Genomic DNA, 355 nt, shown 5'->3' with positions numbered 1-355 from the left:
GCGATAGTGATTAGAAAGGCGAAAGGACTGCAGGAGAAACGCCTGCAGTCCGTGATGGGCGTGGTTGGTGATCTATTTAAATAAAAGCGCTAATGAGGTTGATGTCTCTTTAATTAAATGGCTTTCCAACTTTGCCCTGGCGATTACTGCTTTGCGCCGATGACAGCGACGGATCCGATGCGATCAGGCAAACCGGTGATGGCGCCTGCGATTTCCGCGCCGTTGGGGCCGAAGAGGGTCAGGCTGTACTCCGGGGCAACTTGCTGTCCTTGGGTGACTTCCACCCATGCGCCCGGATTGCTGACGTCGTTTTGCGTGATCGTCACACCACCGGTGAATACCAGGCCATTGCCGG

Annotated in this window: 1 protein-coding gene; it reads right to left on the bottom strand. The window is 54.9% G+C overall.

Going from position 1 to position 355, the window contains the following annotated elements; all coding sequences use genetic code 11:
* Nucleotides 1–143: 143 nt before the first annotated feature.
* Nucleotides 144–355: hypothetical protein (locus tag ACR6JA_RS23160; RefSeq protein ID WP_494599864.1), on the bottom strand; the 212-nt coding region annotated here is incomplete at its 5' end.

The organism is Cedecea sp. B1(4) (genome assembly GCF_059414925.1).
The sequence above is the reverse complement of the archived record's forward strand: the minus strand, read 5'-3'. Positions and strand labels throughout refer to the sequence as shown.